24 protein-coding genes, 1 tRNA gene and 1 pseudogene are annotated in these 23,724 nt (G+C 66.8%); 15 read left to right on the top strand and 11 right to left on the bottom strand.

Annotated elements, in window-relative coordinates:
* Positions 1–494 precede the first annotated feature (494 nt).
* Positions 495–1,315, top strand: a pseudogene (locus tag ACZ6MA_RS26850) (IS5 family transposase); the annotation flags it as partial.
* Positions 1,316–1,917: 602 nt separating this feature from the next.
* Here the strand turns inward: ACZ6MA_RS26850 and ACZ6MA_RS26845 are convergent.
* The 4 genes from ACZ6MA_RS26845 to ACZ6MA_RS26830 form a co-directional block, all read right to left on the bottom strand.
* Complete coding sequence (locus ACZ6MA_RS26845) at positions 1,918–3,453, bottom strand: ATP-dependent DNA ligase (protein WP_469436595.1); 1,536 nt, start codon at positions 3,451–3,453, stop codon at positions 1,918–1,920.
* 51 nt (positions 3,454–3,504) lie between these two features.
* A complete protein-coding gene (locus tag ACZ6MA_RS26840; protein WP_469436594.1) occupies positions 3,505–3,972 on the bottom strand; it encodes a hypothetical protein in 468 nt (155 codons plus the stop codon).
* 223 nt (positions 3,973–4,195) lie between these two features.
* Positions 4,196–5,431, bottom strand: coding sequence for an MFS transporter (locus tag ACZ6MA_RS26835; RefSeq protein ID WP_469436592.1), 1,236 nt, complete (start codon positions 5,429–5,431; stop codon positions 4,196–4,198).
* A 6-nt stretch (positions 5,432–5,437) separates the two neighbouring features.
* Positions 5,438–6,523 carry an LLM class flavin-dependent oxidoreductase gene (locus tag ACZ6MA_RS26830; RefSeq protein ID WP_469436590.1) on the bottom strand — a complete coding sequence of 362 codons (1,086 nt, stop codon included), beginning with the start codon at positions 6,521–6,523 and terminating at the stop codon, positions 5,438–5,440.
* Positions 6,524–6,699: 176 nt separating this feature from the next.
* Here ACZ6MA_RS26830 and ACZ6MA_RS26825 point away from each other — a divergent pair, with 176 nt between their 5' ends.
* The 10 genes from ACZ6MA_RS26825 to ACZ6MA_RS26780 all read left to right on the top strand — a co-directional run bounded on the left by ACZ6MA_RS26825 (position 6,700) and on the right by ACZ6MA_RS26780 (position 16,631).
* Positions 6,700–7,485: an SDR family NAD(P)-dependent oxidoreductase gene (locus ACZ6MA_RS26825; protein WP_469436589.1), complete on the top strand. Its 786-nt coding sequence runs from the start codon at positions 6,700–6,702 to the stop codon at positions 7,483–7,485.
* A 9-nt stretch (positions 7,486–7,494) separates the two neighbouring features.
* The gene (locus tag ACZ6MA_RS26820; RefSeq protein ID WP_469436587.1) at positions 7,495–8,247 is read left to right on the top strand and encodes an SDR family NAD(P)-dependent oxidoreductase; all 753 of its coding nucleotides are present in this window, start codon (positions 7,495–7,497) and stop codon (positions 8,245–8,247) included.
* Positions 8,241–9,194 (top strand): zinc-binding dehydrogenase, encoded by a 954-nt coding sequence (locus ACZ6MA_RS26815; RefSeq protein ID WP_469436585.1) that lies wholly within the window; start codon positions 8,241–8,243, stop codon positions 9,192–9,194. Before ACZ6MA_RS26820 ends, ACZ6MA_RS26815 begins: the two co-directional genes overlap by 7 nt.
* Positions 9,195–9,284: 90 nt before the next feature.
* On the top strand, positions 9,285–9,845 hold the full coding sequence (cysC, locus tag ACZ6MA_RS26810; RefSeq protein WP_469436584.1) for an adenylyl-sulfate kinase: 561 nt from the start codon (positions 9,285–9,287) through the stop codon (positions 9,843–9,845).
* The gene (cysD, locus tag ACZ6MA_RS26805) at positions 9,842–10,786 is read left to right on the top strand and encodes a sulfate adenylyltransferase subunit CysD (RefSeq protein WP_469436583.1); all 945 of its coding nucleotides are present in this window, start codon (positions 9,842–9,844) and stop codon (positions 10,784–10,786) included. The genes cysC and cysD overlap by 4 nt, the downstream gene beginning before the upstream one ends.
* 2 nt (positions 10,787–10,788) lie before the next feature.
* Positions 10,789–12,108, top strand: a complete 1,320-nt coding sequence (locus tag ACZ6MA_RS26800) for a sulfate adenylyltransferase subunit 1 (protein WP_469436582.1) — start codon at positions 10,789–10,791, stop codon at positions 12,106–12,108.
* 88 nt (positions 12,109–12,196) lie between these two features.
* Positions 12,197–13,000 (top strand): ABC transporter ATP-binding protein, encoded by an 804-nt coding sequence (locus ACZ6MA_RS26795; protein WP_469436581.1) that lies wholly within the window; start codon positions 12,197–12,199, stop codon positions 12,998–13,000.
* Positions 12,981–13,898 (top strand): ABC transporter permease, encoded by a 918-nt coding sequence (locus tag ACZ6MA_RS26790; RefSeq protein ID WP_469436579.1) that lies wholly within the window; start codon positions 12,981–12,983, stop codon positions 13,896–13,898. Before ACZ6MA_RS26795 ends, ACZ6MA_RS26790 begins: the two co-directional genes overlap by 20 nt.
* 141 nt (positions 13,899–14,039) lie before the next feature.
* Complete coding sequence (locus ACZ6MA_RS26785; RefSeq protein ID WP_469436578.1) at positions 14,040–16,217, top strand: MMPL family transporter; 2,178 nt, start codon at positions 14,040–14,042, stop codon at positions 16,215–16,217.
* A gap of 63 nt (positions 16,218–16,280) precedes the next feature.
* Positions 16,281–16,631: a DUF6059 family protein gene (locus ACZ6MA_RS26780; protein ID WP_469436576.1), complete on the top strand. Its 351-nt coding sequence runs from the start codon at positions 16,281–16,283 to the stop codon at positions 16,629–16,631.
* Positions 16,632–16,765: 134 nt separating this feature from the next.
* Here the strand turns inward: ACZ6MA_RS26780 and ACZ6MA_RS26775 are convergent, their stop codons facing one another.
* From ACZ6MA_RS26775 to ACZ6MA_RS26765, 3 genes are all read right to left on the bottom strand, one after another.
* Positions 16,766–17,236, bottom strand: coding sequence for a hypothetical protein (locus ACZ6MA_RS26775; protein ID WP_469436575.1), 471 nt, complete (start codon positions 17,234–17,236; stop codon positions 16,766–16,768).
* Positions 17,237–17,946: 710 nt separating this feature from the next.
* Positions 17,947–18,135 carry a hypothetical protein gene (locus ACZ6MA_RS26770; RefSeq protein WP_469436573.1) on the bottom strand — a complete coding sequence of 63 codons (189 nt, stop codon included), beginning with the start codon at positions 18,133–18,135 and terminating at the stop codon, positions 17,947–17,949.
* A gap of 51 nt (positions 18,136–18,186) precedes the next feature.
* A complete protein-coding gene (locus ACZ6MA_RS26765) occupies positions 18,187–18,339 on the bottom strand; it encodes a DUF4158 domain-containing protein (protein WP_469436713.1) in 153 nt (50 codons plus the stop codon).
* A 187-nt stretch (positions 18,340–18,526) separates the two neighbouring features.
* Between ACZ6MA_RS26765 and ACZ6MA_RS26760 the strand changes: the two genes are divergently transcribed.
* Positions 18,527–18,661 carry a hypothetical protein gene (locus tag ACZ6MA_RS26760; protein ID WP_469436571.1) on the top strand — a complete coding sequence of 45 codons (135 nt, stop codon included), beginning with the start codon at positions 18,527–18,529 and terminating at the stop codon, positions 18,659–18,661.
* Between the two features lie 3 nt (positions 18,662–18,664).
* Complete coding sequence (locus ACZ6MA_RS26755; protein ID WP_469436569.1) at positions 18,665–18,847, top strand: hypothetical protein; 183 nt, start codon at positions 18,665–18,667, stop codon at positions 18,845–18,847.
* A 209-nt stretch (positions 18,848–19,056) separates the two neighbouring features.
* On the opposite strand, the gene ACZ6MA_RS26750 is transcribed toward ACZ6MA_RS26755, so the two are convergent.
* Positions 19,057–19,341, bottom strand: coding sequence for a hypothetical protein (locus ACZ6MA_RS26750; protein ID WP_469436567.1), 285 nt, complete (start codon positions 19,339–19,341; stop codon positions 19,057–19,059).
* Between the two features lie 106 nt (positions 19,342–19,447).
* Positions 19,448–20,143, bottom strand: a complete 696-nt coding sequence (locus tag ACZ6MA_RS26745; RefSeq protein ID WP_469436566.1) for a TetR/AcrR family transcriptional regulator — start codon at positions 20,141–20,143, stop codon at positions 19,448–19,450.
* A 289-nt stretch (positions 20,144–20,432) separates the two neighbouring features.
* On the opposite strand from ACZ6MA_RS26745, the gene ACZ6MA_RS26740 reads away from it, so the two are divergent.
* Both ACZ6MA_RS26740 and ACZ6MA_RS26735 read left to right on the top strand, forming a co-directional pair.
* Positions 20,433–21,593 (top strand): MFS transporter, encoded by a 1,161-nt coding sequence (locus tag ACZ6MA_RS26740; RefSeq protein ID WP_469436564.1) that lies wholly within the window; start codon positions 20,433–20,435, stop codon positions 21,591–21,593.
* Between the two features lie 60 nt (positions 21,594–21,653).
* Positions 21,654–22,133: a hypothetical protein gene (locus ACZ6MA_RS26735; protein WP_469436562.1), complete on the top strand. Its 480-nt coding sequence runs from the start codon at positions 21,654–21,656 to the stop codon at positions 22,131–22,133.
* Positions 22,134–22,286: 153 nt separating this feature from the next.
* Here ACZ6MA_RS26735 and ACZ6MA_RS26730 read toward each other — a convergent pair.
* Positions 22,287–22,375: transfer RNA gene (locus ACZ6MA_RS26730), tRNA-Ser, on the bottom strand.
* A 107-nt stretch (positions 22,376–22,482) separates the two neighbouring features.
* The gene (locus tag ACZ6MA_RS26725) at positions 22,483–23,310 is read right to left on the bottom strand and encodes an AfsR/SARP family transcriptional regulator (RefSeq protein WP_469436560.1); all 828 of its coding nucleotides are present in this window, start codon (positions 23,308–23,310) and stop codon (positions 22,483–22,485) included.
* Between the last annotated feature and the right edge of the window lie 414 nt (positions 23,311–23,724).

Below are 23,724 nucleotides of genomic sequence, written 5' to 3'. Positions count from 1 at the left end.
TCTCCAACAGGCTCTGAGAGGTCGTTTTGGCCTGATTTGCAGCACTTCACGCGCCTCGGAGCTGCACTTGCGCCTCTTACGTTGCGGGCTTGCGCGCGGCATGGCGGGAGCAAGCGACGATATAGGCACCTCTTGGAGCGAGACAGGCTCTGGGGAGCGAGACGGGCGATTCGGACTCTCCGTGAGTCGCAGTAGCCACATCAACACACCAGCATCTCAGGAGTTGCCTCTCGACACTGGGGCGCACCGGGATCAAACAGACTTCACCGATGAAAACGACCTCTGAGAGGTCGTTTTCGCCTGTCTTGATTGCCTATCTGTCGATTCGTGATGCACTTGATGATGGTGCAGGTGAGGTCATCGAGGCAGTCGCTGCCTGCAGGGCGGGTGGGGTTATGGATGGTTCCCAGGATGCCCGGCCTTCTGGGATGCGTGCTTCCGTCGTCACAGGTGCGCGCCTGGGCGTACTCAATCCGGCGCGGTACGCCGGATGCATGGCGAAGCGACGTCCGTACCCGAGTCTGAGTGATCTGTCCGATGCCCGCTGGGAGTTGATCGAACCAGTCCTTGCTGCCTGGCGCTTCGAGCGCTGGGGCAGGGCCCTGGACTTCGGCCGGCCGCCCGGGTGCGACCTGCGCGACATCATGAACGCGATCTTGTAGGTCGAAGGCGTTACCTCCCGCATGACTTCCCGCACTGGAACACGGTCTATGGGCACTTCGCCAAATGGGCGGACGAGGGAGTGTTCGCCTAGCTCAACGGCCTGCTCCGGCAGTTGCTACGGGAGCAGGAGGGTCGAAACGGTGAGCCGTCGGCCTGCGTGATCGATGCTCAGAGCGTCAAGACCTCCACCAGCGTCCCGGCTGAAGGCCAGGGCATCGACGCCGGAAAGAAGATCGTCGGAAGGAAGCGGAGCATCGTCACCGACACGCTCGGACTCCTCCTCGCCGTGCTGGTCACCGCGGCCAGCGTGCAGGACTCCATCGCTGGAACCCGGCTCCTGGACCAGGTCGCCGCACAACACCCCGGCATCCGCAAGGTCTGGGTTGACGGCGGCTACCGCCAGCACCTCGTCGAACATGCCGCCGCCCTCGACATCGACATGGAAATCACCGCTCGCAAGCCCGGGACCAGAGGCTTTGCCCCGATCCCGAAGCGGTGGGCAGTCGAGCGGACCTACGGCTGGCTGATGCTGCACCGCCGCTTGGCCCGCGACTACGAAAGCCTGCCCACCCGCTCCGAAGCCCTGGTGCACCTCGCGATGACCGACCTCATGGGCCGCCGCCTCACCGGCGAGAACACCATCTCCTGGCGCGACCCGAAGAATGCCGCCAAACGACAATCTCGCGATGAAACATCGGACGAAAACTACCTCCTCTTAGCCAGCCGAGAACGATACTGCCGGCAGGTAGCCGGTCGGGGATTGGACCAGCGGCAGCCTCACAGTGGAGTGCAGGCTCGGTTCCAGGCTTGCGAGTACCTCGGCCGCCGGGTATGCGAACAGGTCGATGTCCCGGAGAACCACCGGTACAGCGGACGGTCCGGTCGGCGTGAGTGCGCACCGGCGAAGATGGGCAGCTGCGAAACCATCCCTGTCGAGGTCGGTACGGCCCAGGCGGTCCGTGCAGTCACCGTAAACAAGAAGCTCCAGCCCCTCATAGCAGGCTGTGAAGGCCCAACCGGTTTGGCAGACCCAGGTCTCGCGCACATCCGCCAGAGTCGCGACGGCCCACTGAGTCTCCCGCTCGGACATGCCGAACCGCAAAACGCCTGCATTACGCGGCAAGGCAAGGCCGATCCCGGGCAGCAACTCCAACATCTCTCGATGGTGGTCCGGGCGCGCCTGCCAGACCAATCGCATATGAGCCCGGCAGCCTGGCTGGCCGGCCCCGCAGGGCCAGCCCCCCTCACGCAGGGCTACTTGCGCAGCGCCAGCACCTCGTCGATGCTGTCCGCTTCTCCCGCCGTCTTGTCCTCGCGGTACTGAAGAACCCGAGCGAAGCGAAGCGTCACTCCAGCCGGGTACCTCGGCGACGTCTGAACGCCGTCGAAGGCGACCTCGGCCACCAGCTCGGGGCGTACGACCACTCCCCAGCGCTCTTCGCTGACGACAAGCTTCTGCAGCCTTTCGGTCTGCCAGGTCAGCATGGCGTCGGTGAGTCCCTTGAAGGTCTTGCCGAGCATGACGAACTCACCGTCGGGGAGGCGGGCTCCCAGGTGCAGGTTGGAGAGGTAGCCGGTGCGTCGGCCGTGGCCCCATTCGGCCGCCAGCACCACGAGGTCGAGGCTGTGCACCGGCTTGACCTTCAGCCATGAGGCGCCCCGCCGGCCGGCGCTGTAAGCAGAGTGCAGCGCCTTGATCACCACACCCTCATGACCGCGCTCCAGGGCCTGGGCGGAGAAGGTACGGGCAGCATCCCGTGTTTCTTCGGCATCGGGCTGCGACAGCAGGAGCCGGCGGATGCGCAGTGGCTCGGGAACGATTCTGCAGAGTTCGCTGTAGCGCTTTTCGGCCGGTGCGGCGAGGAGGTCACGGCCGTCGGCGGCGAGGACGTCGAAGAAGACCGGTGTGAGCGGCAGAGCCGCCTGCGCGGCGACGACGTCGGTGCTTGAACCGATGCGGCCGGAGGTCTCCTGGAAGGGCCGGGGGCGCCCTTCGGCGTCCAGGGCGAGCACTTCGCCGTCAAGAATCACGCTCTGGGCGTCGAGTGCGAGGACCGTGGTCACGACTTCGGGTACGCGAGCGGTGATGTCGTCCAGGGTGCGTGTGAAGACACGGACGTCGGTAACGTCACGGTGCACCTGGATCCTGATGCCGTCGAGTTTTTCCTCCACGGCGCAGGGGCCCAGCTTGTCCAGCGCCTCGTCCACGGTTTTGGCCGTGTGCGCAAGCATGGGCTGTACCGGACGGCCCACCTCAAGGTGGAACTCTCCAAGGGCTGCCGGGCCTCCGGAGAGCAGGGCCTGGGCAACCGTGCCGAGGGAGCCGGTGATCATGACGCCCTTGCGGACGTCTTCGGGCTCGGCTCCCGCGACCACCGCGAGGGCCTCGGCGGCGAGGGCGTCCAGCGCTCCCTGCCGTAGCTCACCACTGATCAGGGCGAAGAGGAAACGCTGCTCCAGCTCCGTGGCGGCGGACATGAGCTCGTGGACCAGCTGTTTGCGGGTGGTCTGTGAGCCCTTGCCCTTCACGGCAGCTATGCGGGTGAGGGTCGCATCCACGTCAAGGACGGTGAGCGCGGCTGCTTCAGCCGCTGGGGTCGGTTCCTTGAGGGTGTTCCACCCCACGCCGATACGACGCTGCGGCAGACGCCCCGCCAAGTAAGTGATCACCACGGGGGCTTCCGCGGGTTCGGCCTGCTTGAGCAAGCGCTCGAGTACGGCGATTTTCTCCGTGCGCGCCGCAGTGGCGGCTGTCTGTTCCCAGGCTTGGGCTATGTCAGCCAGCAGCATGTGTCTCTCCCCCGCATCAGGTTCTCGCGTCGCCCGTCGAGCCGTTTCGCATCAGTCGATGAGTTCTTGTTTGCGGAGTCGGCTCACCCATGCCTGTGCGGTGTGGCGTGGGACTTCAAAGTGTTTGGCGACGGCGCCCACACTGCCGTTGACCCGGTGGTAGATGTCGATGACGGTGTCCGCTTCCGGCATGCGCCGATAGGGGCGGGTCTTGGCGTCCGCCGTCTGAGCCGCCGTCTGAGCACGGTCGGAAGTGCTGGCCGGTGCCGGGGCGACCTCGGTGGCCGGGGCGGCAGGCGGGGGCGTGGTGCTCGTGGGGGTGATGGCCCGCACGAGGAGGTCGAAGTCGATGGGTGGCAGGGCATGGGTGTGCAACCCCTGTTTGCCGGCTGCCCGGACGGTCATCTCGACGATCCGTGGCGTGTCCGAGGTGTTCACTCGGACAGTGGTCTGCGGGCCGGTGGAGTCCGGCTCGCCGTCGTCGCGGGTAGGAGTGATGACAATGATGTATTCGCTCACTGGGTGCCTCCTCAAGAGTCGCAGTCTACTCTCGATAGAGACTCTCCCAAAAGTCACTGGAGCCTGTGGATACGCAAGGCAAGAGTTGCTTTCATGGAACCGGGCGCCCGGCAGCCTTCCCCCGGGGCGTGCCGGGCGCTCTTGCGTGTGGGCGCGCACCACTCGTCCTGGTGATGTCGTCACCTCACCCACATGGTCCCGTCAGCTCATCCGCGTGGTCTCGTCAGCGGCCTCCGCGCAGCTTGGGCGCACGGACCAGCGAACCGACTGCCACTGCTGCCACTCCAATCACCATGGCTGCGGCCGTCGCAGCATCGGTGGTCCGGTCGAACGACAGCAGCAGCGGCACTCCTACCGCGCCACCGAGCTGGGTGGTGACGTTCACCAGTCCGCCGGCCGTGGCCATGTCGCGCGCCTCCGTGCACTGCGCCAGCGTCCCGTTGGCGGAGATCATGATCCAGCTGATTCCGATGCCCATGACCACAACCGCTGGCAGCACCTGCTGGGCGTAAGGGCCGTCCGGGGTCAGGAAGGAGAGCCAGCCCATGGCCGCCGCCACCATGGCGGTGCCTGAGGAGAGCAGAAGGCGCGGCGTCAGACGGCGCAGCAGATGGGGGGCGGCGACCATGGAGTTGGCGATGACCACAGCGGCGAGCGGCAAGATCGCCAATCCCGCACGCGTCGGGGACCAGCCGTTGGTGTCCTGCATCGCATAGCTGATCATCGTGAAGCCGCCGAAGGTGCCGATGTTCGCGCTGAAGACGGCGAGGTAGACCCCTGCGCGGGTGCGGTCTGTCAGGACGCGCATCGGCAGGAGGGGTCCTCGGTCGGCTCCGGCGACCGCCGGGTCGTCAGCGGGGATGGCGTACGTGGCCACAGCCACCGCGGCGAGGGCCAGGGGGGCGAGACCGTACATGCACCAGCGCCAGGTGGCGTGCTCCGTCAGCAGTCCGCCGATCAGGACCCCGAGGCCTCCTCCGCCGCCGGCGACCGCGGTAAAGACGCCGATGGCCTTGGCGCGCTCGCGCATGTCGGGGAAGGTCCGGGCCACGAGCGCCATGCTGGCCGGGGCCAGTGCCACGGCGCCGAATGCGCCCTGCACGGCCCGGCAGGCGAGCAGGCCGGTCATGTCGTCTGCGGTTCCGGCCAGGAGGGAGGCGGCGCCGAATCCCACCAGGCCCACGGTGAAGGTGCGCCGTCGGCCGAGTCGTTCGGAAAGGCGCCCGGCTACCAGGAACAGCAGGCCGAAGGCGAGGGTGTAGCAGGAGACCACCCAGGCTTCCGCCCCGCGCGGCAGGTCGAGCTCGCGCTGCATGGTGGGCAGCGCCACGGGCACGAGATTCATCTCCATGACGATGGTCAGCTGGGCGACCGCCAGAGCGGCCAGGGCCCACCAGCGGCGCGGGTCCACAGACACCTGGTCCGCGTCCCGGCCAGCGACGGCGTGCGTTGCAGTCATGCCGCTCTACTCCTGGACCAGCTGCGCGAACGGCAGGCGAGGCGCTACTTCCTGGGCGAAGAGCGTCAGCATCCGGGCGGTCTCCTCGAGGGAGAGGTGGCCGGAGTGGGTGGTGAGAGTGAGGTCGACGTCCTTGCCGTACCACTCGGCGATCTGCTCGACCTGCCCGACGATCTCCTGGGGGGTGCCCGCGAGCAGACGCCCCGCCTCGACCTTGTCGTCGAAGTCGGAGGAGCCGCGGGTGGCCGCGTCGGCGAGCTTGTTGTAGCCGGGATAGGCGACACTGGCCATGCGGGCCCAAGCCAGGGTGGCGGCGGAAATCTTGCGACTGTACTGCTCTTCGACCGTGCGGCCGATGCGGCGAGCGGTGTCGCTGTCCTCGTCGACGTAGCAGGCGTAGCTCAACTCGATCCGGCCGCCCTCAGGGTCCAGGCCAGCATCCGCCCGGCCCTTGCGGTAGGCGGAGATCAGTGACTGCACCCGCTCGGTGGGCGAGACGGAGGCGATGATCTGCAGGCCACGGCCCTTACGGCCGGCAGTCTCGCAGGATTCGGGGCTGGTGGTGACCGCGGTGAGCACCGGGGGGTGGGGCTGCTGGACAGGCCGCGGGAGCATGGTCACCGGGCCGAAGCGGTGGAAGCGCCCCTCGTGAACGACGTTTTCCTCGGTCCACAGGCGCTCGCAGGCTTCGACGGTCTCCTCGAAGCGGTCGCGGCTTTCGTCCATCGGTATGCCGAAGGCGGCGAACTCATCCGGCAGGAAGCCGCGTCCGACGCCGACGTCGAGGCGGCCGCCGGAGATGCCGTCGAGCATCGCGAGCTTGCCGGCGAGCTTGATGGGGTGGGAGAACGCCGGGATGACCGCCCCGGTGCCCAAGCGGATGCGTGAGGTACGCGCTGCTGCGGCGGCGAGGAAGGTCACCGGGTCCGGACTGTAGCCGCCGTAGTCGAAGAAATAGTGCTCGACCAGTTTGAGCTGGAAATATCCGAGCTCCTCGGCGAGTTCAGCGATCTGCAGTCCCTCGTCGTAGTAGCTGGCGGCGCTCTTCTCCTGAGGGCCCACCGTCGGGAAGTACAGGATGCCGAACCGCATGCGCTCTCCTCGTCCATCTGCCATGACTGCGTTGCCTTAAGGCTCCCAATCCGTGCTTGAGCGGTGATCGAGAAGGCACAGTGGCGGTATCGAGTCTTGATGGAGACTCTTTCAGAGTGTTGATTCTGTTTCTAGACTCACGATGTCGTTTTCTGCGGCCTTGAGGAGTGGACGAAATGACGCAGCCTGAGAGCACGCCGGAGCAGTCTCCTGGTGGTCCCGTACGCCGTGCGGTGGTGATCACCGGCGGGGGAACGGGCATTGGCCGGTCCGCCGCACATGCCTTCGCCGACGAGGGCGCCCATGTGCTGATCGTGGGTCGTGAGGAAGAACCCCTCAAGGAGGCGTCGGACGGCCGGCCGACGATTTGCTACCGCAGCATCGACATCACTGCTCCCGGGGCCCCCGAGGAGATCGTTGCGGCGGCGCTGGAGGAGTTTGGGCGAATCGACGTGCTCGTCAACAACGCCGCGGCCGTCAAGCGTCAGCCTCTGGGCAAGATCGACCGTGCCATCGCCGAAGAGCAGATCGCCACGAACCTGCTGGCACCGCTGCTGCTGTCGCAGGCTGCGCTGCCGCATCTGCAGGAGGCCCAGGGCGTCATCATCAACGTCAGCGCCTCGGCTGCGGTCCGCGGCTGGCCGACCAGCTCGGTCTACGGCGCGACGAAGGCCGGCCTCGACTTCCTCACCCGCACGTGGGCCGTCGAGCAGGCGCCACACGGGGTGCGCGTGGTGTCCGTCTCCCCCGGCCCCATCGAGACCGGCATCGCCAAGCGTTCGGGGATGAGCGAGGAGCAGGTCGCGCAGTTGCGCGTCGCCCAGCGCGCAGGCGTGCCCATGGGCCGCATCGGTCAGCCCGAGGAAGTCGCCTGGTGGATCGTGACCATGGCCCGTCCCGAGGGCGCGTTCGCGACCGGCGTGGTGCTGCCGGTCGACGGCGGCGCCGCGACCCGCCTGTAGGAGGCGTCCATGCGTTATCAGGGAATGCAGCTCGACGGCCGGGTCGCTGTCGTGACCGGAGCCAGCAAGGGGTTGGGGCGCCAGATCGCCGAGGCGTTCACCGCCCAGGGCGCCCGTGTCGTAGGGGCGGCGCGCGACATCGCGCCACTCGAGGAATGGGTGGAGAGCTGTTCGGGCCGGGCTCTGGCCCTGCCTGTCGACGTACGGGACCCCGCGTCCGTCGACACACTGATGAAGACCGCCCATGACCGCTTCGGAGCCGTGGACATCATCGTGGCCAACGCCGGCGTGGCTCGTCCCGGTCCCGCCGCAGCCCTCTCGCCCGAGGACTGGTCCGACGTCATCGGCACCAATCTCATCGGCGTCATCAACTGCACCCGGTCGGCCGTTCCATACCTCAAGCGCTCACCCGCCGGGCGGATCATCAACCTGTCGTCGGTCCTGGCCACCCGCCCGGTCAAGGGCGGAGCAGCCTACTGCGCGACCAAGGCCGCCGTTGAGGCCTACACCAAGGTGTGCGCTCTGGAACTGGGCGGCAGCGGCATCACCGTCAACGCCTTGGCTCCCGGGTTCATCGACGCCGGCATGGGGCGTGCACTGCGGACCAACGAAGCGATATGGGCGACGTACAAGGACAAACTCGTCACGGGCCGCATGGGCACGAGCGACGAGGTGGCCCGCGCGGCCGTCTTCCTGGCCAGCGAAAGCAGCTCGTACGTCAACAGCCACGTGCTCGAGGTTAACGGCGGTGTCACGTGGTAGCCACCGCACGCCAGGACAAGCGCACCATGCTGGCCCTGACGACCACGGGCGAGGGACCGACCGGCGTGCGCCTGAGCACGGTGGCGGAACCGCTGCCCCTCCACGGGGAGGTCCTCGTCGACGTACGAGCGGCCTCCATCAACCGCGGCGAACTGGCCCTGGCCGCAATGGCGCCCGCCGGAGCCCGCCTGGGCTGGGACGTTGCGGGAACAGTGGCGCCGGGCGCACAGACCGACTCGGATCTGGCGCCGGGCACCCGGGTGGTGGGCCTGGCAGAGCAAGGCTGGGCCCAACGCGTCGTGCTGCCCCGCTTCCGGATGGCGACCGTTCCGGACGACGTGTCCGACGAACACGCCGCAGCGCTGCCCGTGACCGGATTGACCGCGCTCTACGCACTCCGGGAGGCTGGCCCGCTGCTCGGCCGCACCGTGCTCGTGACCGGTGCCAGCGGAGGGGTCGGCCGGATGCTGGTCCAGCTGGCCCGACACAGCGGTGCACGCGTGATCGCCTGGGTCGGTTCGCCACAGCGCGGAGCGGGGCTGGAAGAGCTTGGTGCCACGGAGGTCTCCACCTACGAAGAGGCCTGCGGCAGTGAGGTAGACGTCGTGCTCGACAGCGTGGGCGGTGAAGTGCTCACCAAGGCCTTCCAGGGCCTGCGCCCGGGCGGCAAGGCCGTGGTGTACGGCAACACCACCCGCAGTGAATTGTCACTGCCGGCGGACTGGGGGCGTGCCCGGCCCGGTGTCTCGTTGAAGTACCTCTTCCTCTTCGACGAGGTCACACGCCGGGACGTCGCGACGGACCTCGCCCTGCTGCTGCAGCTGTGTGCGCAGGGCCAGCTCGATCCCCAGGTGGCTCTGACGACGCCGTGGGACAAGGCCGCCGGTGCCCTTCGGGCCCTTGAGGAGCGATCGGTCAACGGCAAGGCCGTCCTCCAGGTGGCCTAGCGGATCCAGGCAACGGCGCGGATCGCTGTGGCAGCGGATCAGCCGGCCACAGCGGACGCAGTCCCCTACTTCACATTCAGGAGCAGCTCGATGCATACGCCTCGCATCTGCACGTGCCATACGGGCGCGACGGTCTGGCTGACCGGCCTGCCCAGTGCGGGCAAGACGACCATCGCCAACCACCTGGCCGACCGTCTGCGCGCGGAAGGCCGCCGGGTGGAGGTGCTCGACGGGGACGAGATCCGGCGCTTCCTCTCGGCAGGGCTCGGCTTCTCGCGCGAAGACCGGAACACCAATGTGCAGCGGATCGGCCTGGTGGCCGAAGTCCTCGCACGTAACGGAATCATCGTGCTGGTACCGGTCATCGCCCCCTACGCGGATTCTCGGGAGGCGGTGCGCCACCGCCATGAGCGCTCGAAGACCGCCTACCTGGAAGTACACGTGGCCACCCCCGTGGAGGTCTGTTCCGCCCGTGATGTGAAGGGGCTCTACGCCCAGCAGGCGCAGGGCAGGCTGTCGGGTCTTACCGGCGTCGACGACCCGTACGAGGCGCCGCAATCGCCGGATCTCCGCCTCGCCCCCCACGAGCAGAGTGTCGTCGAGTCCGTCGCATCCGTGCACGCCCTGCTCCAACGGAAGGAACTGGCATGAGTACGGATCCGCGCGTCGTGGAGACGACGCAGTCTCAGGCGTCGGGCAGGGCCTTGCGCCATCTGGATGTGCTGGAGTCGGAGGCGGTGCACATCTTCCGGGAGGTGGCGGGTGAGTTCGAGCGGCCGGTGATCTTGTTTTCCGGCGGCAAGGACTCGATCGTCATGCTGCACCTGGCGCTGAAGGCGTTCGTCCCGGCGCCGGTCCCGTTCGCGCTGCTGCACGTGGACACCGGGCACAACTTCCCCGAGGTGATCGCCTACCGCGACCGGGTCGTCGCCGAGCAGGGCCTGCGGCTGCACATCGCCTCGGTGCAGGACTTCATCGACGACGGGCGGTTGCGCGAACGTCCGGACGGCACCCGTAACCCGTTGCAGACAGTCCCGTTGCTGGACGCGATCGAGCGGCATCGTTTCGACGCGGTCTTCGGTGGTGGCCGCCGCGACGAGGAGAAGGCACGCGCGAAGGAGCGAGTGTTCTCGCTGCGTGACGAGTTCGGTGGCTGGGACCCGCGTCGGCAGCGCCCGGAGCTGTGGCAGCTCTACAACGGCCGCCACTCCCCGGGCGAGCACGTGCGGGTCTTCCCGCTGTCGAACTGGACCGAGCTGGACGTGTGGCAGTACATCGCCCGCGAGGAGATCGTGCTGCCCTCGATCTACTACGCGCACGAGCGCGAGGTCTTCGCCCGGGACGGCATGTGGCTGGCTCCCGGTGAGTGGGGCGGGCCGAGGGACGGGGAGCGCGTCGAGAGACGGTTGGTGCGCTACCGCACGGTCGGTGACATGTCCTGCACCGGTGCCGTCGACTCCCAGGCATGGACCGTCGAGACAGTGATCGCCGAGATCGCCGCGTCCCGGCTGACCGAGCGGGGCGCCACCCGGGCCGACGACAAGCTGTCGGAGGCCGCCATGGAGGACCGCAAGCGCGAGGGGTACTTCTAACCATGACCACAGTCACCGATACCACTGCGACTTCGCTGCTGCGTTTCGCGACGGCCGGTTCGGTCGATGACGGCAAGTCCACGCTGGTCGGGCGGCTGCTGCATGACTCCAAGTCGGTGCTGGCCGACCAGTGGGAGGCCATCACCCATGCCTCGCGCAGCCGCGGTCACGACGCTCCAGATCTTGCACTGCTGACCGACGGACTGCGGGCCGAGCGGGAGCAGGGCATCACCATCGACGTCGCCTACCGCTACTTCGCCACTGCGCGCCGACGTTTCATCCTGGCCGACACCCCCGGCCACGTGCAGTACACCCGCAACATGGTCACCGGCGCCTCCACCGCCGAACTCGCGCTCGTACTGGTCGACGCCCGCAACGGCGTCGTGGAGCAGACGCGCCGCCACGCGGCCGTCGCCGCTCTGCTGCGGGTTCCCCATGTGGTACTGGCTGTGAACAAGATGGATCTCGTCGACTATGCCGAGTCCGTCTTCGCCGCCGTTGCTGAGGAGTTCGGCCGCTATGCCGCCTCGCTGGGCGTGGAGCAGGTCACGGCCATTCCCATCTCCGCCCTGATCGGCGACAACGTGGTCACGCCGTCCGCGCACATGGACTGGTACGGCGGGCCCACTGTCCTGGAACACCTTGAGACCGTCCCCGTGGGCACCGATCCCACCGGGCAGCCGGCCCGCTTCCCCGTCCAGTGCGTCATCCGCCCCCAGACTGCCGAGCACCGTGACTACCGCGGCTACGCCGGCCAGATCGCCTCTGGCACGCTCAGCGTCGGCGATAGCGTGACCGTCCTGCCTTCGGGCCGTACGAGCACCGTTGCCGCGATTGACGCACTGGGAGAGAGCGTGGACGTGGCCTGGGCTCCGCAGTCGGTGACCATCCTCCTTGCTGACAACCTCGACGTCTCCCGGGGCGACCTCATCGCCCCTTCTATCGCCGCTCCCGTCACGACGCGGGACATCGAGGCCACGGTGTGCCATGTGGCCGACCGGCCGCTGCGGGCCGGTGACCGGGTGCTGCTGAAGCACACGACCCGTACCGTCAAAGCGATCGTCAAGGACATTCCGTCCCGCCTCTCGCTGGACGACCTCTCCCACCACCCGTGCCCCGGTGAGCTGGCTGCCAATGACATCGGGCAGATCGTCTTGCGCAGCGCAGAGCCGCTCGCCGTCGATCCCTACGCCCACTCCCGCCACACCGGATCGTTCCTGCTGATCGACCCAACCGACGGAACCACCCTGACAGCGGGCATGGCCGGCCCGGCTTTCACCGCGGCGCCCGGAACGGTACCCGGTAGCCAGGAGGAAGCGTGATGCCAGGCACTCTTCGCCCGCTCCACGGCCTGATCCCTCGCAACCGGACGAGTTCCTGCACGCGGAAAAACGACAGGCGCGGCAAGCCATGTGCGCGTTGAGTACCGTGGCTGCCACTCCCCCGCCGCTGACTGCGGCGCCGTACACAGCGCGTGTCGAACACGTCACCAAGGTCTACAGGGACTCAGCCGTCAGCCAACCCGTGCTGCAGGACGTGTCATTCGACATCGCGCCCGGCGAATTCGTTGCGGTGCTGGGACCTTCAGGATGCGGCAAGTCCACTTTGCTGTCTCTGCTTGCCGGACTGGACCGGCCGACATCCGGCCGTGTCCATGTTCCAGGAGAACCACCCGCCCTGCTCTTTCAAGATCACACGCTATTCCCCTGGCTGACCTCGGGGAAGAACGTCGAGCTGGCGCTGGAGCTGCGCGGTGTCCCCAAGGCAGAGCGCAAGCCGGAAGCGGAGCGACTCCTCCAGCTTGTCCACGTTGCCGACGCCTACAGCAAGCGGCCGCACCAGTTGTCGGGAGGAATGGGCCAGCGCGTGGCCATGGCCCGCGCACTCGCCCAGAACAGCCGGCTTCTCCTGTTGGACGAGCCTTTCACTGCCCTGGACCCGGTCATACGGGACGTGCTCCATGATGAGCTGATCCGCATCTGGCAGCTGGCGCAGCTTTCTGTGGTGCTGGTGACCCATGATGTGCGCGAGGCGGTCCGTATGGCGCAACGGATTGTGCTGCTCTCTCCGCGGTCGGGGGGCATTGCCCGGGAGTGGAACGTCGATGTTCCTTATCCGCGGAGCAAGAACGGCCCGACTGCTGTTCGTCTCTCTTCGGATATCGTCATGGAGCTCCGTAAGGAGGCCGTTCGGCATGACCAGTGCGGGCATTGAAAACATCGCTTCAAGAAATCACCCGTGGTGGTGTGAAGCGGTGATCCGTGAAGTTGCAGCCGGGCAGACCCGGCGCTTCGTTCTGCAGAGGGGGATCGTTTCCCTGTTCGGCCGGCTGGGGCGGGCCACCGTCATGCCGTTGCTGATGATTGTGGGTTTCCTTGTGCTCTGGCAGCTGGCGGCGGTGGCCGGATGGCCGGCGGGACTTGTGCCGCCAAGCGCAGTGGGACGCAGCCTCCTGGTCTCCTGGCGTGAAGGCACCTTGTTGCCTTGCGTCCTTCACAGCATCGGGCGATGCCTGGCTGGTTTCGCCGTCTCCGTCGTGATCGGCGTCCCCTTGGGCGTGCTGCTGGCACGTGTGAGGCCCTTGCGTCTCGCGGTCGGACCAGTCCTGGCTGCTTTTCAGGCACTGCCTGCGGCAGCGCTCGTGCCGATAGCCGTGATGATGCTCGGCCCGTCTGAATCATCCGTGTACTGCGTCGTCCTGTTCGGTGCCGTGCCGTCCATCGCCATGGGCGTTGTCCAGGCCATCGATCAGGTTCCGCCGTCCTTACTGGATGCAGGGAAGAGCATGGGTGCTTCCGGCGTGAAGGGGCTGACTCGTGTCCTCGTGCCGGCGGCGATGCCGGGTGGAATCGTCGCGCTCAAGCAGGGCTGGACGTTCGGCTGGCGGGCCCTCATGACCGCTGAGCTCATCACCGCGAGCTCTTTTCCGGGTGTTGGGCAGATGCTGGACGAAGGGAAGCGGCATGGGGACCTCAGCGCGGTTCTCGGCGCTGCAGCCTTGATTTTGCTCATCGGGGTGCTCATCGAGGTAGCACTGTTCAACCCGGTTGAGCGCAAGGTGTTAAGGCTCCGAGGTCTCACGCCGAAAGCATCCTCTTGGCATCCCGTCTAGCCCCTGTCGAGCATCTCTCTACTTTTCCTCGAAAGACGCTGGAATCGTCGTCTCGCCCCTCTGGAAAGCGATGATGTACCACCTCGACGCGATCTAGCATCTACGCGCCCGTCCCCCTTTAGCAGAGACCTTGGGAGCCTCATGTTTCACCGTATCGGGCGATTCTCCGTAGATCGCCCATGGCTGGTCATCATCGGCTGGATCATCGCAGCCGCAGCACTCATAAGCCTGGCTCCGGGCCTTAAGCCGACGGCGGACGAGACGGAATTCCTTCCGTCCCACTACGAGTCCGTAGTGGCCGGGCAGATCGAGAAGCAAGAATTCCCCGAGCACGAACAGCCGGCCGCGATCGCTGTGTTCCAGCGGGTCGACGGCTCGCCTCTCACCGAAAGCGACAAGCGAGATGTGGCGAAGCTGTCCGCAGCGCTCCAAGACCGCCGACACGAGAAGATCTCGAAGGTAACGACGAACCCGCAGGCGATCTCTCCCGATGGGAAGATCGCCCTGGGGTTCATCTCCGCCACCACGAAGAACGCCTTCGACGAGACGCTGCTGAAGTCGGTCAAGGAGCTTCGCAGCGACGCCTCTTCCCTGCTCGCCGACACCGACCTCAAGCTCGGGATCACTGGCCAGGCCGCCACCGCGCTGGATTCTCAGGAATCCGCCGGTGACACCTACGCCATGACCATGGGGGCCACGCTGCTCCTGATCATCCTGCTGCTGCTGGCCATCTTCCGCAGCCCGCTCATCGCCGTCCTGCCGGTCGTCCTCATCGGCATCGTCTCCATGGTGGTCACCGGCCTGATCGGCACGGCCAGCGCGGTCGCCGGCCTCAAGGCCGACAGCTCCGTCTCATCCATCCTCATCGTGGTGCTCTTCGGCGTGGGCACCGATTACATTCTCTTCCTCCTCTTCCGCTACCGCGAGTACCTGCGCAACGGGGAGGAACCGAAGACAGCACTGATCACTGCCGTGTCACGCGTCGGCGAAACCATCGCTTCAGCCGCAGCGGCCGTCATCGTCGCCTTCCTCGCCCTGCTCATGTCCACACTGGGCATGCTCCGCGCCATGGGCCCCTCCCTGGCCATCTCCGTCGCCGTCACCCTGGCCTCCGCTCTCACCCTCGTGCCCGCCGTCTTCTCCCTTCTCGGGACGAAAGCCTTCTGGCCCTCGAAGGCCTGGAAGACTCAGCCGCGCACCGACATCTCGAACCGCCTCGGCACTGTGGTCTCCAAGCGCCCCGCAGTCACCGCGCTGCTCTCCGGTGGCCTGCTCGCAGCTCTCGCCGTGGGCTGCCTGGGCTTCCAGACCGAGTTCGACACGAGCAGCTCATTGCCGCAGAAGGCCGAGTCCGTGCAGGCACTCAAGGTGCTCCAGCACAGCTTCTCCGCCGGCAAGTCTGACCCCACCACCATCTACCTCCGGTCAACCGACGGCTCTCGCCTGCAGCAGAAGCAGCTCGAGGCCTACCAGGCCGAGCTGAAGAACACCGACGGTGTCGCGCAGATCGCACCCGCCCTAGTGAGCAAGAACGGCAGCACTGCCCAGTTCAGCGTCGTCCTGGACTACAAGCCCGCCGAGACCAAGGCCATCAGCCTCGTCTCAGGACCGCTCCGCGATGCCGCGCACCACAACACGCCCGAGGGCACCGAAGCCGTCGTCGGCGGCACCACGGCAGTCCTCGCCGACGTCCAGACGGCAGTTGAGCACGACTACAAGCTGGTCTTCCCGGTCGCCGGGCTCGCCATCATGGTGATCCTCGGACTCCTCCTGCGCAGTGTCGTCGCCCCGTGGTACCTCATGATCTCGGTCGGCCTCGGCTTCGGGGCCACGCTGGGCGCGACCGTCTGGCTCTTCCAGGACGGCCTCGGCAAGAGCGGCCTGCTGTTCACCCTGCCGGTCATCGTCTACCTCTTCGTCGTGGCCATCGGCACCGACTACAACATCCTGGTCGTAGCCCGGCTCCGGGAAGAGATCCACAGCGGCAAGACACCGCGGGAGGCCGTACGCAACGCAGTCGCCCACTCCGCGCCGACCGTCTCGTCTGCCGCGATCATCCTCGCTGGCACCTTCGGTGTCCTGCTGCTCACTGACAATTCGATGTTGCAGCAGATGGGCTTCTCCGTCGCGTTCGGAATCCTCCTGACCGCTTTCGTGATGGCCATGCTGCTGGTGCCGACGCTGACCGGGCTGCTGGGGCGTAAGGCCTGGTGGCCGGGACGTCACGCCGACCCGAACCCCATCACCGAACCCGTCGAACCTCTCGGCTCCACGGGCGATCCGCAAGATCCGGTCCTGGACAAGGGCGTCCGGCTCTAGATCACGCCGGTGTCTCCGGCAGTAACCAACGCACGCGCCTAGGCGGCTGGCGAATCACATCACATGTTTCTTGGCCCTGCGCAGACGCACGTCGGCGCGGGGCCAAGGGCCACTCGGCCCTGCAACCAGTCCAGCGGCAAGGCGAGCAGACCATTCCCGAAGGGCTTCCCTATGCCGCTCTGGATCAGCCGCACTGGCAAGAGAACGAAGAGATTTCTCCTGCAGACGATGATCACGCTGGGTCAGATGTACTTCGCCACCAGCATCCAGTCGCCGCCACCACAGCAGGACGGACCTCCCCCGGGCCATCCGGAGCGACTGTGCCCCGAGGTTCCATCGAGCGCAGTGGAACTGACGTTGGCCCGGCAACTGACGTACATAAAGTTCGATGAATTGAAGCCAACGAGGAGCTGACAGCCTTCTCGCCCGGCGGCAGCTTCCCGGCACGGGGGCCATCGAACTGCCAGACCCGGCCAACCGCATCGACTGTTGGCCCGCGCAGAGGGCAATCCCCCTTCGTCCAGCGAGCAGGCAAGGAGGAGGCGGGCTCAAACGGTCAGTGCATCACCGCTCTTCAGGAGGTCAGAGTAGACCTCTGAGGGTGTCCGGTAGCCGTGCATCTTGCGGGGCCGGTTGTTCAGCTCGGCGGCGATGGAGGCGAGGTCCTCCTGGCGGATCGGACGACCAATGCGGAGCCGCTGCGTGGGCTTCCGGTCGATGGCCCTCCGACGGCGCGGATCGTACAGGGAGAGGTAGATCGCCTCATGCGAGATCTGCATGGCGGAGTCGCTGGGGGACCGGCGCCGCAGCCAGCCGGAGATCTGCTCCGGCGACCAGCTCAGCGCGAGCTTCTCCTCAACGACCGCGCGAAGGGCAGGCAGCAGGGCGAGCTTCGCTGGCTTGGGGCGGCGGGCCCGCTGATGCGCCTCCTGATCCGCGGCGGTGGCTCGGTAGTGTCGCGCCCGCCGTTGCGTGCGATCTCTCGTGAGATCGTCGACGGCGCCCTCCCCAGCGGGCAATGCGGCGGGCGGACTCGCCGGCCGCGATGCCGCGCGAGATCTCCCTCTCGGCCGACGGCCGTGAGGTGTCTCTCCGCGCGCCTTCGCGGAGCCTGCCGGACACCGCCGGTCTGGGGGAAGAAGAACCTGAACCGGTGCGACGGGATGCCCATAGCCCGGCCCATCGAGTTGAACGACTCACCCTCCCGCCATCGCTAGCCGATCTCATCTTGCTGGGCCACCGAGGCCCCGTAGTCGCGCACCACACCCCCACAACGATGTGATCGTCTACCTAGTGGTGCATCGCCCCATTGAGCACGCCACCGTTTATAAGACAGGTCATCTGCCCCGTCGGTTGACTGGCGGCCGATGGCGCCTGGTGGCCTGCCGGAGTCAGAACCCGTCTCGGAACCCTCGAATCAAGCTTCGAAACGGGTTCTGAGAGGTCGTTTTCATCGGTGAAGTCTGTTTGATCCCGGTGCGCCCCAGTGTCGAGAGGCAACTCCTGAGATGCTGGTGTGTTGATGTGGCTACTGCGACTCACGGAGAGTCCGAATCGCCCGTCTCGCTCCCCAGAGCCTGTCTCGCTCCAAGAGGTGCCTATATCGTCGCTTGCTCCCGCCATGCCGCGCGCAAGCCCGCAACGTAAGAGGCGCAAGTGCAGCTCCGAGGCGCGTGAAGTGCTGCAAATCAGGCCAAAACGACCTCTTGAGCGGCGCGAGGGTCGTGCCCTACCAGGAGGTGGGCCCGTCGCCTTGGCCGGTCCTATGAATTGTGACGTCCTTGTCTCCCTCTCTGGACTGCTTGAGGAAGTCGTCTCTATCGTCGTCCTGCTGCTTGTTCTGCTTGTCTTCGTCGGTGCCGGTGACGACCTTCTTTGCCTGGTCAGCAGCTTCACCGAGTCCGTCTTCGATGCCCATCGGACGCTCCTCTCACTGGTGAGCAGATGCCACCATAGTGGCGCATAAGCCTCACAGTTGCATATGTGCGTCCGAGCCTCCGAGCGCCAGCAGAGGGTCCAAGGAACAGCCCCACTGCACCGCCCACCCCAGCCGGTTCGCCGGCGCCCGCTTCGACCGCGCGACCGCCAGCGCCGCCGTGTCCAGACGGAAGAATTGCTCCAGCTCCCGGGCGTCGGAGCCGCAGCGAACCGGCCGTAATGGGAGACCTGGTCATCAGGGAGAAATTCACCTGGCATGACCCGGAACGTAGGACCGCTGAACAGCGCAAACAGGGCGAGTCGTCGAACCGGTACCAAGATCGGCCAGTTGTCGCTACTGACCGTTCCGATCCTCCCCGAGGGCCGACCTGGTGCCCGAACGCACCGCCGGCGACGAGGACGGCCCGGCCCCCGAGCTGCCGGTCACCCTCGACATGCCGGGCAAGGTCGCCGACTTCCTCCGCGCCGCCGAGCTGGAGCCCGCCGAGCGGGCCGCGCTCGACTAGGGGGTGACCGTACGGCGCGGCCAGGGCTACACCCTGCGCGTCACCGCCGTCCCGGCCGTGCACCACCGACTCCTCGCCCACTGCCAGCCACTCGACGACGGCCCGGGCGCTCCGACGGTCCCGGCCCAACGCAAGGCCCGTCGCGAGTACGAGAACCGCGTCAGCACCCTCACGCCGAGCCCCTGATCGTTCTCACCGGGGCTTTCCTGTACCCCGACTACTCACACCTGCGTTCGGAACCTGGCCCGACGAAGACGACCAGGCGACGGGGCCCGAGGCGGTGCCCGATGCGAGCCCACCAGCCCCGGGGCCGGGCCCCGCGCCATGGGTTGAGGAACGTCATTGCCGAGACGCGGTTACGACCTAGTCCCGGCGGGCGCTACGGCCCCGGGGTCCTAGGCGTCGAGATCTTCGCCGATAAGGAGGAAGGTGAGGGCGTCGATGGCGTCGTCCTGCATGAACCGGAGGGTTCCGCCCACGAGCCCGTGCGGGTCGCGGAGGAAGGGGGTGGTGGCCTGATTGCCGGGGCGGGAGGTGGCCCTGGCGGGAGCGTCTGCTGCGGAGGCTGCCCCTGCCGTGGGAAGGAGTGTCAGCAGGGCGGCGGCGGACCCGACGAGGAGTGGGTGGGAGGTGGCCGCGCAACGAAAGCCGCGTCCGGCACCCCGCGCCGATCGAACCATGATTGTTCTCGCCGCCGACCACGGTTCCATTGATCCCCGAGGCCGTTCAGGAGGGCGCGGAGTTCGTCGGGTTCTGTTGCGCGGGGTCCAACCAGGCTTCTTACGGTCAGGAAAGCTCTGGAGCCTCAGTTGGGCACGTGGCCCTAGTGCGGAGTGCTGGTTCCTGTCCGCTCGGTTCCTGTATGGGGAACTGGCCGATGGTCGGGTCCCCCAGGGCGCGGTGGGTAAGTTCGAGGACCATGGCGATGACCTGGTCGGCATCGATGTCGTCACCGGTGGAGATCAGGTCGTCCAGGAGGCCGTCGGCCGCGTGGTAGATCATGCGGAAGGCTGTGCTGGGATCGGTGGCCTGGAAGGCTCCGGCCTGGGCACCTTGGGTGACGAAGGCGCAGATGAGATCGATGACCCTCTGGTTGGCCTGTTTGCAGATCTCCAGTGCCTTGGCGTTGGCGGATCCGTAGACGATGCGGTGCAGCTCGGCGTTGCGTACGGCGTGGTGGATGAGGGCGGTCAGGAGTCGGTCGATGGTGGGCCACCAGGCGGAACCTTCACCGAGGATGTTCTGGGTGGTGGTGACGATGGTGTCGACGTAACGTTCCCACAGCGCTCCGAGCAGGTGGTCCTTGGAGTCGAAGTACAGGTAGAAGGTGCCTTTGCCGATTTGGGCGGCGTCGGCGAGTTCGACAATGGTGGCCTGGTTGAAGCCGACAGTGGCGAATACCTTCTCGCCTGCCCGCAGGATGTCCTCTCTGCGGTCGTCCTGGCTTTTGGTGACCCGTTTGCGTCGCGTGCGCGGTGTCATCGGCGCACCTCCGTCCAAGCTGGCCTGCGCTCTGGGTTGTTACTGGTCGGCACTATATATGACCGACCGCCGGTCACCTGGTGACTGACCACCGGTCAATGGTTGACCCGCATCACCCGACCTGTTTGACTGACCACCAGTCACTCGGCCGGATGCCTGCCGCTGAGCTGGCTGCCGGCCGGCCCAACCCCCGGGGCCGGCCGGCCATCCATCACCTGTCACCTGCTCTCCCGAGGACGAGATGACAACGGAGCAAGCAACCCCACCGCCCGCAGTAGCACCCCAGCCGGTGGGGAGTCAGGGCAGATTCTGGGCCATCGCCTACACGCTGCTGTTCTTACTCACCGGGACCAACGTCCCCACCCCCCTCTACCGCGGCTTCCAGGAGCAGTTCGGCTTCTCGCCGCTCATGCTGACCCTCATCTTCGCGGTCTACGTGGCAGCGCTCGTGCCGTCCCTGTTGATCTTCGGGCCGCTCTCCGACGCGATCGGGCGCCGCAAGGTCCTGGTCCCGGCCATCGTTGTGGCCGCGCTCGGCTCCGTGGCCTTCGCCCTGGCCACCAATGTGACCTGGCTCTTCGGCGCCCGCCTGCTCCAGGGACTTGCCATCGGCGCCGCCTCCGGCGCACTCACCGCGGCACTCAACGAGGCCGAGCCCACCGGCAACCGCCGACGTGCCGCTCTGGTCTCCACCGTCGCATCCGTCGGCGGCCTCGGCACCGGCCCGCTGCTGGCAGGAATTCTGGCCCAGTACGCTCCCCATCCGTACGAACTTCCGTTCATCACGGAGATCGTCCTGCTGGTGCCGGCGTTCATCGCCGTGATGCTGCTGCCGACCACTCGCCCCGCCACGAAGTGGCGGCCGCGGCGCCCGTCGATCCCACCGTCCGTGCGCGGCGTGTTCGGTACCAGCGGAACAGCCAGCTTCCTGGCCTTCACCGTCGTCGGGCTGTTCCTCGCCCTGGTCCCCACCTACGTCACCAAGCTGTCCGGCAGTGACAACCTCGCTCTCGCAGGCGGGGCGGTCACCTTGATGCTGGCCTGCTCGTGCATCGCCCAACTGCTCGTCTACGGCAAGAAGGCGCGCATCCTCCAGATGACCGGCCTCGCACTGCTCGCTCTCGGGCTGGTTCTCCTCGCCACAGCCGGAGGTACCTCCTCCCTGCCGCTGCTCCTGGTGGCCACGGTGATCGGCGGAGTCGGCCAGGGGATGGCCTTCCTCGGAAGCATCACCGAGGTCAACCGCACCGCACCCCCGGACCGCCACGCCGACGTCATCTCCAGCTTCTACGTCGTCGTCTACCTCGGCGTCGGAGTCCCCGTCATCGGCGTTGGCCTCCTCGCCCGCGTGACCGGCCTGCTCCACGCCGTCCAGTGGTTCACGGCAGTCGTCGCCGTGCTGTGCCTGATCGACCTGGCCGTTCTCGCCCGCCGCAAGCAGACCGCATGAAACCCGAGCCACACGGCTACCGACCGAGGTACTCCCCCACTTCCCGGAGAGAAGCGATCCATGAAAATCACCGAACTCGCCGATGCCTACCAAAAGCTCATCAAGGCAGCAGAAGGCATTACCGACTCGACGCCGGTCACCGGCACTGAGCGTGCGGACGTGGACTGGCGGCTCGCCCACATCACTCTCAGCGACCGCATCCTGGCGAGCGCGGCACGCGACATCCTCGGTGGCGCTGAGGGCGTCGTTGTCGACAACCTGCCGGCCATGGACGCCCAGGCCATTGCCGGACTCATCGCCTCGACGACCCACCTGCAGCGCATCGATACGTTGCGCCGCAACGCCGCGGAACTGATGGACCTGCTGGAGCAGATACCGGATGCCGCTGGAGGCACCGTTGTGGACCTGCGTATTCATGACCGTGACGGCCGCCATGTTTCCGACTCCCAGATGGCGTGGTCCGATCTAGTCGGCCTCAGAAGCGCACAGAATATTCCTGGGCATACCGACAGCCTTGCCGAGCTCGCCAAGCGTGTGTGACTTCGCTCGCAGCCGGTGGATTCGGTACCGGACGGCGCCGGTGCCGTGTCCGCCCCGGCTCGCACATACAGGTCTGGGTGGGGTTGCCGACTCCCTCTCGGGAATCGGCAACCCCACCCAGACTGCCATCGCAATCTCATCCGGCTCGGTCGGCGGAGAGGGCAGGATTCGAACCTGCGTGGGCCGGAGCCCGGCTGAGGCAGTACCTCGAGCCCCCGTTGGGCCACTTCGGGTACCTCTCCTTGTCGAGCAAGGGCCCTCTGGCTGTGGGGGGTGCCTTAGTTCCTGCTCAACCGCAGTCAGAGCCGTTCTGGCCCCCTGCGCGAACCACTATGCCAACTTCCGCTGACTAGCTGCTGACGGGCACCTGATGCCTCGGTGCGGGGCTTAGCGGTATGCCCCGGCTCTCGGGGTCGATGCTCGTGAGCACGGGGTCCTGTTCCAGGACGGCCCGCTCGTACTCCCGCATGATGGGCGATGGTAGGAGCCCCAGGTCGTCCGACAGCTGAAGACGTAGGTCCCGGTAGACATCGAGAGCGTCCGCCTGACGGCCGGATCGGTAGAAGGCCACCATCAGCTGCTGCCGGAAGCGTTCTTTGTAGGGGTGCTTGACCAGCAGTTCGCGGAGTTCGGGGATGATGCGCTGGTGGTTGCCGGCCTCCAGCTCACAGTCGAACAGCAGCTCCAGTGCGGAGAGGTACGACTCTTCGTAGAGGCTGGCGGCTGCTTGGGAGATCGGTCCTCCTGCATATCCGCCGAAGGCGGGGCCTCTCCATAAGGCAAGGAGCGCGCGGGTCTCTCCCGCGATCTGCTCGGCGGTGCCGTGTTGGTGTCGGAGCCGGCCGAGTCCGTTGAGGAAGGTCGCGATGTCCAGCTCGTCGTCGTCGATGATGAGTCGGTAGCCGGAGGGGTGTGTGATGAGCCTAGGTCCGGAAACCTCGGGTTCCAGAGCTGCCAGCCCCCGACGCAGTCGGCTGACATGAGCCTGCAATGCGTTTTCGACCCTCTCCGGGGGGTTGCAGTCCCAAAGCTCGTTGACCAGCGCCTGTGTGGGAACCAGTTTGCAGGCGTTGGCTAAGAAGGCCGTTAAGAGGCTCCTTTGCAGGGCCCCTTTGGGCCGCAGTGAGCCGACGGGTGAACTGACCTCGATAGCTCCCAGGATCCGGAAGTTCAGCATGACGCCTCCAGCGGCGAGAATCCGTGAGTGGGTCTTCAGGCACCGTGGCACGAGCACCGTACGCGCTCAGCGGGTTGTGGACGCTGAGCTTCGACAGGTAGGGGGGTGGCCCGGTGCATAGGCCTGTGCGCAGGCCCTGCGAACTCTTTTCGGGAAATGGCGTGACTGGCACTGATGACGCCTGGCTTCGTGAGCGAAGCTTAGGGGTGACTCAATCGGCAGGTGAGCCTCTGCGCCGCCATGCTGTCGGCCCGTCAGCCGGAGCGGCTGCGGCTATCGCGTCGGCGGAAACAGAGCCGCTGCGGTATGAGCCGGGGCGTCGGCCCTCACGGCTTGGGGTCGGCTACGGAGTAGCCCATGGCTGGACGGTCCGCAGCCCGCTGTGAGCCGACGCTCCATTGATGTGCATCCCCC

The organism is Streptomyces sp. NPDC042259 (assembly GCF_055582085.1).
The sequence above is the reverse complement of the archived record's forward strand: the minus strand, read 5'-3'. Positions and strand labels throughout refer to the sequence as shown.